The 10,565-nt window shown below is 59.4% G+C and carries 10 protein-coding genes and 1 tRNA gene; 6 read left to right on the top strand and 5 right to left on the bottom strand.

The genetic code is table 11. The features are described 5' to 3' along the window. Positions 1-311 precede the first annotated feature (311 nt). Together NW828_RS12855 and NW828_RS12850 are read right to left on the bottom strand one after the other, a co-directional pair. Positions 312-402 (bottom strand) — tRNA-Ser (locus NW828_RS12855). 155 nt (positions 403-557) lie between these two features. Next, complete coding sequence (locus tag NW828_RS12850) at positions 558-1,106, bottom strand: hypothetical protein (protein ID WP_011433891.1); 549 nt, start codon at positions 1,104-1,106, stop codon at positions 558-560. Between the two features lie 557 nt (positions 1,107-1,663). Here NW828_RS12850 and NW828_RS12845 point away from each other — a divergent pair. Both NW828_RS12845 and NW828_RS12840 read left to right on the top strand, forming a co-directional pair. Further along, positions 1,664-2,647 (top strand): PhoH family protein, encoded by a 984-nt coding sequence (locus NW828_RS12845; RefSeq protein ID WP_011433889.1) that lies wholly within the window; start codon positions 1,664-1,666, stop codon positions 2,645-2,647. Then, positions 2,644-3,369, top strand: a complete 726-nt coding sequence (locus NW828_RS12840) for an HAD-IA family hydrolase (RefSeq protein WP_011433888.1) — start codon at positions 2,644-2,646, stop codon at positions 3,367-3,369. The genes NW828_RS12845 and NW828_RS12840 overlap by 4 nt, the downstream gene beginning before the upstream one ends. Here NW828_RS12840 and NW828_RS12835 read toward each other — a convergent pair. From NW828_RS12835 to NW828_RS12825, 3 genes are all read right to left on the bottom strand, one after another. Continuing rightward, positions 3,347-4,156: an alpha/beta fold hydrolase gene (locus tag NW828_RS12835; protein WP_414384264.1), complete on the bottom strand. Its 810-nt coding sequence runs from the start codon at positions 4,154-4,156 to the stop codon at positions 3,347-3,349. The genes NW828_RS12840 and NW828_RS12835 overlap by 23 nt on opposite strands. Next, a complete protein-coding gene (locus NW828_RS12830; protein ID WP_414384262.1) occupies positions 4,144-4,830 on the bottom strand; it encodes a lysophospholipid acyltransferase family protein in 687 nt (228 codons plus the stop codon). The genes NW828_RS12835 and NW828_RS12830 overlap by 13 nt, the downstream gene beginning before the upstream one ends. Positions 4,831-4,901: 71 nt before the next feature. Further along, on the bottom strand, positions 4,902-6,050 hold the full coding sequence (locus NW828_RS12825) for a cob(I)yrinic acid a,c-diamide adenosyltransferase (protein ID WP_041436711.1): 1,149 nt from the start codon (positions 6,048-6,050) through the stop codon (positions 4,902-4,904). Between the two features lie 168 nt (positions 6,051-6,218). On the opposite strand from NW828_RS12825, the gene NW828_RS12820 reads away from it, so the two are divergent. The 4 genes from NW828_RS12820 to NW828_RS12805 all read left to right on the top strand — a co-directional run bounded on the left by NW828_RS12820 (position 6,219) and on the right by NW828_RS12805 (position 10,518). Further along, positions 6,219-7,163 carry a PLP-dependent cysteine synthase family protein gene (locus tag NW828_RS12820; RefSeq protein WP_148202762.1) on the top strand — a complete coding sequence of 315 codons (945 nt, stop codon included), beginning with the start codon at positions 6,219-6,221 and terminating at the stop codon, positions 7,161-7,163. A gap of 168 nt (positions 7,164-7,331) precedes the next feature. Continuing rightward, on the top strand, positions 7,332-8,102 hold the full coding sequence (locus NW828_RS12815; protein WP_414384260.1) for a hypothetical protein: 771 nt from the start codon (positions 7,332-7,334) through the stop codon (positions 8,100-8,102). A 215-nt stretch (positions 8,103-8,317) separates the two neighbouring features. Then, the gene (cax, locus tag NW828_RS12810; protein ID WP_414384258.1) at positions 8,318-9,436 is read left to right on the top strand and encodes a calcium/proton exchanger; all 1,119 of its coding nucleotides are present in this window, start codon (positions 8,318-8,320) and stop codon (positions 9,434-9,436) included. A gap of 38 nt (positions 9,437-9,474) precedes the next feature. Then, positions 9,475-10,518, top strand: coding sequence for a hypothetical protein (locus tag NW828_RS12805; RefSeq protein ID WP_414384256.1), 1,044 nt, complete (start codon positions 9,475-9,477; stop codon positions 10,516-10,518). Positions 10,519-10,565 lie beyond the last annotated feature (47 nt).

Below are 10,565 nucleotides of genomic sequence, written 5' to 3'. Positions count from 1 at the left end.
TTTGGCTACCATGTTGGCAGACTCGAAAGTAAACAGAAAGATCAACTGGTAGTAATCCGTACTGAACATATTATATACATTATTTTCAGTATAGTTGAGCTTATTATTGACTGAGCTTATTATTGACTAGAGTCATGCTCTGATTTCTTCCTGCTTCCACGACCCATGACTGGTAGCGGAGTTGGCCTCTATGGTCGTTTCAGGTTAGTCTGAGACGCCCGAGCTACTGAGAAAAGCCCCGCCCTACCGCTATGGGGAAGTAAGCTAACGGCGCGCAGAGGACGTCAACAACCTTGGTCAGCAAATATGGACGGAGAGGGAGGGATTCGAACCCTCGACGGAGCTTTTGGGCCCCGTAACTTCTTAGCAGGAAGCCGCTTTCGACCACTCAGCCACCTCTCCAGGGCTAGGAAGGGCAATGGCAAGCTGGGATCCAGCCACCAGTTCACTCATTGTAGGGGATGGGATCCCACCCGGCAACTGCCCCCTGACCCGCCCTGCAAAGACTCCGTCCCGCTATCGCGATCAGCCGGGATCCCTCCTGGGGTTGGGTGAGTCTAGCTCACCACCTGCAGGTAAATATCGAAGCTGCCGCTATTGTCGCCGTAGCTGCCCTTGGCGTCATTGATGTTGAAGGCAATATCCAGGTTGGGATCCAGATCCACCTCTTGGGGCTGCTCTGGCGAGGACTCGAAAACCTGATGGGCCACCAGTTGGGCGTTGGGTTGAAACAGCACAATCCCGTAGCGGCAGAGGCCCGGGTAGCGCCACTCCTCAGGGGTCGGGATCCCTTTGCCAAGGGGCGAGCGGATGCTGGTGGAAAACGAGAAGCCATAGCGCCAAGCCACATTCCTGGGGAAAAAGCGGATACGGCTGGCCCGCAACGGACGCCCTTGCCAGCGTAAAATGTTGCCCGCCTCTTGGTTCACCCGCAGGTCACGGAAAGCCATCCAAGCCTGTAAAGCTTCTTCTTCAGGTTGGATCCCTTCGATGGCCAGGGCCTGGCTCCAATCCAAGTCACTGCCATCGCAGGTGATCTGCCGCGGAATTTGCGCCAAATCCAGTTGTGCCAACCCCAGGGTATCAGACGCAGATTGGGTAAACATCTATCTCTCCTTTTTCCATCTGATTTTTCAAAATGACTCCAGAAAGGATGGGCTCCCTCCCCAGAGATTGAGGAGCCGCAGGGATCCCAAAAATGTGTCTAGGGAAGGGTTGTAAGAGACCAACCTATCCACATCTCCCCTGCTGGGTAGAGAATGTCAGATGCACGATGACCAACGGAGTTGAAAACCTCAAGCTCTTGCCCGACCGACGAGAGACTGGGAGTTCAAGCTCCTTTAGCAGATAGATCAACGTTACTTGATGAATAAAAGCTATTCCCGAAAAGATAGCCCTTTGCAATACTTTTTTAGGGAACCTTAGGGAGTTGTTAATTCCCTGTGACTTGGCTGCGAATGAAGGCCAGAACCCAAATCCAGGTTTGCTGCAGATCTTCCAGAAGCTTGTATTTTGGAACACATTAATGGTGTAATCCCCTGTTAAGCACTCTTGCGCTCGACCCCTGGGCTCTGCAGCGGCTTTCCACAGCCCAGAGCGCCCTGACAAGCGTTTTTGGTAAGATCACCCCTACAGGTCTCCCAGGGTGCCCGGCGCCCACGGCATGCACGACAACCCTACTTCCCTCTCTTCTGATTTCGAAGTCATCTCTCTGTCCAATCCTCAACAGGCCATGTCTTTGGCGGGCACTCAGGAGGCCAACCTGAGGTGGATCAGTCGCTCCAGCGGTGCTTCTGTAACGCTGCGCGGACAAGACCTGTACCTGAAAGGCACTCCCCAACAGCGGCAGCAGGTGCGGCAATGGCTAGAATTGCTGAGGCCGCTTTGGCAAACTGGGCACCCCGTCACTGTGATCGATGCAGAGCAAGCTTTTCGCGCCCTCTCCGGACAAGAGGTTGCCGCCTACCAGCAAGCACAAGCAGGGATTTTGGCCCGCACCCGCAAAGGGGAGCTTATCCGACCGAAAACGCCCCGCCAACAGGAGTACGTGCGAGCCATTCGCACCCACGACCTCTGCTTTGGCATTGGACCGGCGGGCACAGGAAAAACCTATCTGGCTGCCGTTGTGGCCATTGCTGCCCTACAAAACCGGGAGTACGAGCGTTTGATCTTGACTCGCCCGGCTGTGGAGGCGGGAGAAAAACTGGGGTTTTTGCCGGGGGATCTGGTGGAAAAGGTGGATCCCTATCTGCGGCCCCTTTACGATGCCCTATTCGAGTTTATTGACCCAGCCAAGCTGCCGCAGTTGATGGAGCAGGGGGTGATCGAGGTGGCGCCGCTGGCCTATATGCGAGGCCGTACTTTGAGCAATGCCTTCATCATTTTGGACGAAGCCCAGAACACCACCCCTGAGCAGATGAAGATGGCCCTTACCCGGCTGGGGTTCCGGTCGCGCATGGTGGTTACCGGGGATCTCACCCAAACGGATCTGGGCAAACATCGCATGTCCGGCCTGGCAGCGGCAGAGCGTATTCTGACAGGGGTAGAGGGGGTTGCCTTTTGCTACTTCGACCAGCGGGATGTGGTGCGCCACCCTCTGGTGCAGCGGATTGTCGATGCCTACGCCCGCTACGAGGGGCAGTCGTGAAGCTGAGGGTGCTCTTTTTCGACGCTGTGGGCACTTTGTTTCGGGTGCGGGGCAGCGTGGGCCAGGTTTACAGCCAGGTGGCAGCGGAGTATGGGGTAAGGGTGGATCCCCAGGCCTTGGATCGCGCTTTTGGCCAAGTTTTTGCCCAGGCTCCAGCCCCGGCCTGCCCAGGATTGACGGGATCCCCTTTGCGGGAGTGGGAGCGGACCTGGTGGCGCCAGGTGGTGCGGGAGACTTTTGCCCGGGTGGGATCCCTGGCTGCCTTCGGAGAGCACCGGTTTGAAGACTTTTTCGCCCAATTGTTTGAGCACTTTGCCGGGGCGGATCCCTGGGAGCTGTATCCCGAGACGCTGCCGGCTTTGCGGGCCCTGCAGCAGGAAGGGATCCGGCTGGGGGTGATCTCCAACTTCGACAGCCGCTTGCCTAGGGTGCTGCAGCAGTTGCAGTTGGATCCCTACTTTTCCACCCTCACCCTCTCCACCCAAGTGGGCTATGCCAAGCCCGATCCTCGCATCTTCCAAGCTGCCCTGGCCGCCCACGGGATCCCCCCCGCAGCCGCCGGCCACATTGGCGACAGCCGCCGCGACGATTATCAGGGGGCAAAAGCAGCAGGCTTGCGAGCCCTTTGGCTGGATCGAGAGGGGAAGGATAGCTCCTGCCCAGAGCGGATAGAAGATCTGTGGGGATCCCTGTCCATGCTCAATGGGCCGAAGCAGAATTGAGCAGCAGAGGGGCAAAAAGGCCATCCGGCTTGAGCAGGTAACGCCGCAGGTTCATCCGCCGCTCCAGCAGGCAAGCGTGGCCGCTCTGGGGCGAGATTTCTACCTGCGCCTGGGGCAGCCGTTCCGCCAGCCAGCCCACCTCCTGCACCGAGGGCAACAGGCGATCCCGCCCCCCTGCCACCAGCAAAGTTGGCAGGGTCATCGACTCCAGAGGCAGCTTCTCCACAGCAAAGGATCCCAGCAAAGCCAAGCGCCGAGCAGCTACTGTGGGTTCAACACTGTGAACTGCCTGGCGCAGCCGCTCCCGATCCGGCGGCTCCATTTGGCTGAGCTCCGCCAAAACCCCCAACCCCCGCTCCGACAACTGGTGATAGAGCCCCGGTGGCAAAAAAGGCAGGAGAACATGCCCTGCCCACCACCAGGGCCTACGTCGCAGCGACGAGGCCGGATTGACCAAAATGAGGCCGCGGCACCGTTCCGGCCATTGGGCGGCCACCAACAAGGCCAGGCAGGCCCCAAAGGATTCTCCACACAAGTACGCCCCCGCTTCTAGCTGGGATCCCACCCAATCGGCCAGGGTTTCCCAGCTATCCCCCGCTTCCGGGTGGTTCAAACTCAGGGAGCGAATGCGAAACTCCCGCTGCAGAGCCTGCGCCTGCCGGTAAAACAACGTACCTGTGCCATCCATACCGGGCAAATACAGCAGCAGGGGCCGCTCCTGACCACCTGCCCTTGTTGTCAGACTAACCAAACTGGAAGCAGTCGGCTCACTTCTCAACTTCTCCATCCCCCTGCCAATCCCAATCGCACTTGTTCTCGGGCTGCTGCAGTTAGCTCTTGAATGACCTGCATTCGCTCGCGTCGCGATCCATGGCGCTGCTGGCCACTCACCCAAAGGGGGGATCCCACCCTGAGCACCACCCGCCGATACAACACCACCGGATGTCCCCCTTCCTGTTGAAATCGGGGTTCAGTGGGGTCAAACCAGCGGAAAAAAGCCATAGGAATATCTACTCCCCGCCATTCTTCCTGCGCCCACACCGCCACCGGCAGAATCGGCAAGGGATCCACCGCTGCCGCCAGCGCCAGGTGGGCAAAACCTGGCTGAAACCGCCCCACCTCCCCAGGCGAGGTCTCACGGGTGATCTGCTCCGCCCCTTCTGGGAAGATCCCCACACCTACCCCCGCTGCCAAACTGGCCTGCGCCTGGCGAAAAAAATGGATTTGCTGTCGGGATCCCTGCTTGAGGGGAATGCAGTCCAAAGCCAGGGCGATTTCCCGCAGCAGCGGCACCTGAGCCAGGTAGTAATGGCAGGCAAAGCGAATCGGTCGGTCCAACCCCGCGATCAGCACCGGTGCATCCAGAAAACTGCGGTGATTGCTCACCACCACCAGCGGGCCAGCAGGAACACGCTCCCCTCCCTCCACCCACACTTCCGTCTGGAAAAGGGTGAGCAACAACTGGGCCAGAGTCCTAGGGTCTGGAGGCCAAGAGAGAGCAGAATTGGCTGAGAACGCTGCGAAGGATCCCATCAATAGTCCACCCCGCGCCGCAGATCGGCCCCCTGCTCGGCATAGTGCTTGTGGCTCACCATTTCCGAGTGGACAGAGGCCAGCTCAAAGTAAGGTAAGGGGGCATGGCACCGCCCCGTGATGATGATCTCCGTGTCCCGCGGCTTGCGCAGCAAAGCCTGGACAATCGGCTCCACGTCCAGCAGCTCCAGATCCACCGTCGGGTTCAACTCATCCAAGATGATGGTTTTGTACAGGCCAGAAGCGATGGCCGCCCGTGCCAACTCCCAGCCCCGCTCCGCTTCTACATAGTCGATTTCCTGTTGTTTGCCCCGCCAGACAATGGCATCCCGACCGCAGCGCTGGTGATCCACCAAATCGGGGTAGCTTTCCCGCAGGGCCCGAATGGCTGCATCCTCGGTGTAGCCCGTTCCCCCCTTCAGCCATTGCATGATCAGTACACGATGGGAGAGATCCTTACTGATGCCGCGTCCAATCGCCTGCAGAGCCCGACCCAGAGCGCTGGTGGATTTTCCCTTGCCGTTGCCGGTGTAGATCTCGATGCCGCTGCAAGGGGGTTGGCCGTTTTGGGGATCCGTCGCCCGCCGGACACTGCGCATTTCCGAGTGCAAATCCGCCAGGTCGATAATTTCCTTGGGAGCGCCGCGCCCGGTGATGATCACCTCCATGGCCTCCGGCTTTTGCTTGAGGGTACTGACCACCTCCTCCACAGGCAACAGGCCCAGATCCAGCACCGGGTTGAGCTCATCCAGCACCACCACCGAGTAAAACCCCGACGCCAAAGCCCCTTTGGCCACGTCCCAGCCACGGCGGGCCTCCTGACGGTCAAACTTGGTGATCTCGTCTGGGCCAAAAAACTCTCCCCGCCCGGTGCGCAATTGATCGATGAGATGGGGGAAGCCTCGCTGCAGAGCCGCAATGGCCGCATCCTCAGCATAGGTTCGGCCTGGCCCCTTGAGAAACCGCACCAGCAACACCCGGCTGGGGGCCGCCTTTTCGATCCCCAAGCCAATGGAACGCAGCACAACCCCTAGGGCCGCCTGGGACTTGCCTTTGCCCTCGCCGTCGTAGACATGGATCTGGCCCCGTCGCCGATCAAACTGCTGGGCAGTCACAATCCCAATTTCTGCCATGCCCCTCCGCGTCATCCTGCTGTGGGAAAATCCCACTTTTCTACCCCCATCTTAGAGCCTACTTGGAGCCTAGCCAGAACTTGGGCAGGAGGGGGAAACTAAAAAGCTCCCAAGAGGCCGGAAAGACCGGGGTAAGATGAGCAATGGTTGTCCAGCCGATGCCTGTCTAGCGAGGGATCCCCCTTGTATCCGACTGCATTTTCTTCTCGCCCGTTACTCCCTGCTGTGGATAGCCCTATTGAGCTGGTGGGGGGGACGCCGCTGATCCGTCTGCGGCGGGTTGCTGCCGATTTGCCGGAATCGGTACGGGTATATGGCAAGGCAGAGTGGTACAACCCTGGGGGTTCAGTCAAGGATCGCCCGGCCCTCAACATGATTCGCGCTGGCGAACGCCAGGGCAAGCTTACCCCCGGCAAGATCATCCTGGATGCCACCAGCGGTAACACCGGCATCGCCTATGCCTGGATCGGGGCGGCCTTGGGCTACAAGGTCAAGCTGGCTCTTCCCGCCAACGCCAGCCCGGAGCGCAAGAAGATCCTGGCTGCCTATGGCGTGGACTTGGTTCTGACGGATCCCGCTCTGGGATCCGATGGGGCCATCGAGAAAGCCCGCGCCCTCTATGCGGAAAACCCCGAGCTTTATTTCTACCCTGACCAGTACAGCAACCCCGCCAACTGGCAAGCCCACTACGAAACCACTGGGGTGGAGATTTGGGAGCAAACCCAGGGGCAGGTCACCCATTTTGTTACCGGGCTAGGCACCAGCGGCACCTGTATGGGGGTGGGGCGGCGCCTGCGAGAGTATCGCCCGGATATCCAAATCATTGCCATGCAGCCCGACTCTCCCTTCCATGGCCTGGAAGGGCTCAAGCACATGGCCACAGCTCTAAAACCCGAGATTTACGATCCCACCCTGCCTGACCAGCACATTGAGATCTCCACAGAAGCAGCCCAGAAAATGGTCAAGCGCTTGGCGTTGGAAGAAGGCCTGCTGGTGGGCATCTCTGCCGGCGCCAATGTGGTGGCAGCCCTAGAGGTGGCCCGTCAGCTCTCCTCTGGAGTGGTGGTGACCATCTTTTGCGACGGGGCTGACAAATATCTTTCCGAGCGTTTCTGGACAGAGGAGTGACATCCTCCCGGCGCTCGTCCTGCGGACAGAGCGCGGGCCACTCTTCCTGTCAGCGGGACGGAGTCCTTGAAGCCTGCACTCTCTCGCTTTGGCGGCGCGGAGCGCTTTGCGTCAGCATGAGTGTGGGAGTATGTCACGTACCTTTAAGGCTGAGCGCAGAGGGATCCCATGGCGATCATCGTCCTGAAAGCCTGGTATTTGGATTCGGTGTTGTCTGCTTCTCAAGTCCAACAGAGGGCCCCCGACCTGCGCCTAAGCCGTACCGGCCTCTTGAAAACGGCGATGCGGGCCGACTTTCTCGACGATGTGGAGCAGGTGAAGGCTTCCGTATGGTGGCAGCGCTACCTGGAAGGAGAGCTGGTGGAGTTTTACATCGAAGGCAGCGGCGCCTACAGCATCTCCAACCTCGATTTGATCAGCCGTGAGATCTACTTTAATAAGCGGGCCACCCTGAACATGACCGAGCCGGTCATCTACTTCTGCGGCCAATCGGATTACCCCAACTCCAGCGCCACTCTGTACCGGGCATTGCAAGCCGTGGTGGAGGCTCTCAATCGCGACCACAGACCGGTCGTGCCCCTGCAGCTGCAGGGATCCCTTCCCGCTGAGGCTGAGACCCCGCTCATCGATGCGGCCTTGATTCGCAAGCTCAAGCACGCGCTGCTGGTGGTGGCCGATGTAACCCCTGTGCAGGTGAATGGCCGGGGGCGTCCCCTACCCAGCCCTCAGGTCTGTCTGGAGTTGGGCTATGCCCTGCAATCGAAGCGCCCTGAACAATTGCTGCTGGTACAACTCCCCCGCGACGGCATCGAGGGATCCTTTCCCTTTGAGGTAGAGGGCAGCAGTTTTTTGAAAATCGCCGATCCCCAGCGTCTGGTCGATCACCTGGGAGCCGAGATCGCCCGGCAGTTGCAGCGCAACCGGGTTATCTCCCTCTAGCCAGCAGCACCTATCCAACCTCCCCTCGCAGCCGCTAGACTTTTGGAGATGGCCTCATGGTGGCCGCCTCTGGCCATAGGGGGCGCGGATCCCCGAAACCCAAACAGCCTCGCTACCTTATTTTCCCCTTGTGAACCATGACCCTGGCTAATGCAAATCCTTTGATTTCCCCGGATCGCTCTGCATCAGGTTGGCAGAGAGGTCTGAACAGCATAATGTTCCTGCTGCTGTTGGGGGTTCCCCTATCTTGGGTGGGGCACTTCCGGGGCTGGGATCCCAACCTGGTTTTCCTCTGTGCGGCTTTGGCGGTGGTGGCCTTGGCGAAGTTTATGGGTCAGGCCACGGAAGAGATCGCGGCCTTGACAGGGCCGACAGTCGGGGGGCTGATCAACGCCACCTTTGGCAATGCAGCGGAGTTGATCATCGGCTTGGTGGCACTGCGGGCGGGGTTGGTGGATGTGGTAAAAGCCTCCATCACCGGCGCGATCATCAGTAACCTGCTCCTGGTGGCCGGCTTGGCCATGTTTTTGGGCGGGATCAAGTTTCGAGAGCAGAGCTTTCGACCCGAGGTGGCCCGCATGAATGCCTCGGTGATGAACCTGGCGGTGGTGGCCTTGATCCTGCCCAGCGTGGTCACCTACACCGATGCCAACTTGGGGGAGATCCCCATCCAAGAGCTGTCCACGGCAGTAGCCCTGGTGCTGATTGGGGTTTACGGTCTCACTTTGCTGTTTTCCCTCAAAACCCACAGTTACCTCTACGCCCTTCACGAAGCAGAAGCCGCAGAAGATGAGGCGGCCAATCGCCTGGCCCCCAATCCGGTTTTGCAGGCGGAAGGATCCATTCCCCAAGTGCTGACGGCTCCACCTGAGCGGGCCGGTTTGGGGTTTTGGGTGCTGATCCTCTTGGGGTTGACGGTGCTGGTGGCGCTGGAGTCGGAACTGTTGGTGAGCACCCTAGAGGATACGCTGGAACACTTTCACATGACGCCGCTGTTTATGGGGGTGATTTTGTTGCCGATCATCGGCAACGCGGCAGAGCATGCGACGGCGATCACGGTGGCCATGAAAGACAAGATGGATCTCTCCTTCTCGGTGGCGCTGGGCTCGACGATGCAGATTGCCCTGTTTGTGGCACCCCTGCTGGTGCTGGCCGGGGATGTGCTGCATCAGCCCATGAACTTTAACTTCGGCATGGTGGAGTTGGTGGCCATTGCAGTCTCGGTGCTGCTGATCAATTCCGTCAGCAGCGATGGGCGCTCCAACTGGCTGGAAGGGCTACTGCTCTTGGCCACCTATGCCATCCTCGGGATTGCTTTCTTCTTTCTGGAGTGAGGCGTTAAAGTGTTCTGCACCGCTGACGCAAACGGCTCATGCTGCGAAGCTGCGAATGGTGCCCCGCACCGCTGACGGGAACAGTAGGCAGGCCGAAGCCGAGGAAAACGGGATCCCTGTTGTGGCCTCTCCTTTTCGGTGCATCTTTTGCCCTATCCCCCATAGGCGGGCCCGCATGGGGGCAGGAAGCTGCCGAAAACAACGGCACCACCTCCAACCTGCCTTTGCTCAACCGTTTGGATGCCCTAGAAGAGCTGCGGCAAGCGCTTAGCCTCCCCACCTCTTCTATCCAGGCGGAGGCCGTGACGCTGGATGGGCGGCGTTTGTTCGTGGTTACCGCACCGCAGGGGGATCCCGGCAGCCTGCCTCCGGTGTCGCAGCGGGTGCGCTCCATTGAACAAACCCTGCACCAGTTGGCCAGCGCCGGATTCGATCCAGAGGCGCTGCAGGTTGAAGTCACCCTAGACGGCCAGACCAACCAGCCTGTTATCCGGGTGAATGGGCGACATTTGCTGACCATCACCTCCCTCGATGCCCAATTCCAGGGCGCCCAACCCATGGACTGGGCTGAGCAAGTAGCCGGCATTGTCGAGGAAGCGCTGCGCACCTCGCAACGGGAACGGCAGCCGCCATTTTTGCGCCGCCAAGCGGTGATTGCCCTCGGCATCTTGGCCGTGGCGGGCAGCCTGAGCCAGCTTTGTCAGCGAGAACGGCGACGACTGCAGCAAAAACGCGCTGCCCTGCAGACGGAATACCAGGCCATCCAAGCAGAGGTACAGGAGCACCTAGCGGGGGAAGAGCAGTCGGGTGTGGATCCCGTCTTAGTCGAACAACAGGCCGGACGCAAACGGCAGGAATCCTACTTGGAGCTGCAAATTCGCCTGCTACGCCTGGTGCAAATTAGCCTGTGGGTGGGCGGAGTCGAGGTGAGCTTGGGCCTTTTCCCGCAAACGCGACCCCTGCAAAGGTTTTTCCTGGTTTCCCTGCGCGGCCCTCTGTTGCGGTTGGTAGGGGTGGGTCTGGCCACCTATGGCAGTGTCTGGCTGAGTGGACTAGGTCGTGTTGATCTTATGTTAGGATAGAGAGAATAATTTATAGAGGAAAGAGGATGAAGTTGGTTTTTTTAGAT

Source organism: Synechococcus sp. W55.2, assembly GCF_047461635.1.
GTDB lineage: Bacteria > Cyanobacteriota > Cyanobacteriia > Thermostichales > Thermostichaceae > Thermostichus.
The sequence above is the reverse complement of the archived record's forward strand: the minus strand, read 5'-3'. Positions and strand labels throughout refer to the sequence as shown.

Coding starts and splice junctions, on each gene's coding strand:
- NW828_RS12835 (WP_414384264.1), bottom strand. CDS start 4,156: ATGGAGAAGTTGAGAAGTGAGCCGACTGCTTCCAGTTTGGTTAGTCTG.
- NW828_RS12815 (WP_414384260.1), top strand. CDS start 7,332: ATGGCGATCATCGTCCTGAAAGCCTGGTATTTGGATTCGGTGTTGTCT.
- NW828_RS12845 (WP_011433889.1), top strand. CDS start 1,664: ATGCACGACAACCCTACTTCCCTCTCTTCTGATTTCGAAGTCATCTCT.
- NW828_RS12850 (WP_011433891.1), bottom strand. CDS start 1,106: ATGTTTACCCAATCTGCGTCTGATACCCTGGGGTTGGCACAACTGGAT.
- NW828_RS12825 (WP_041436711.1), bottom strand. CDS start 6,050: ATGACGCGGAGGGGCATGGCAGAAATTGGGATTGTGACTGCCCAGCAG.
- NW828_RS12805 (WP_414384256.1), top strand. CDS start 9,475: ATGCTGCGAAGCTGCGAATGGTGCCCCGCACCGCTGACGGGAACAGTA.
- cax (WP_414384258.1), top strand. CDS start 8,318: ATGTTCCTGCTGCTGTTGGGGGTTCCCCTATCTTGGGTGGGGCACTTC.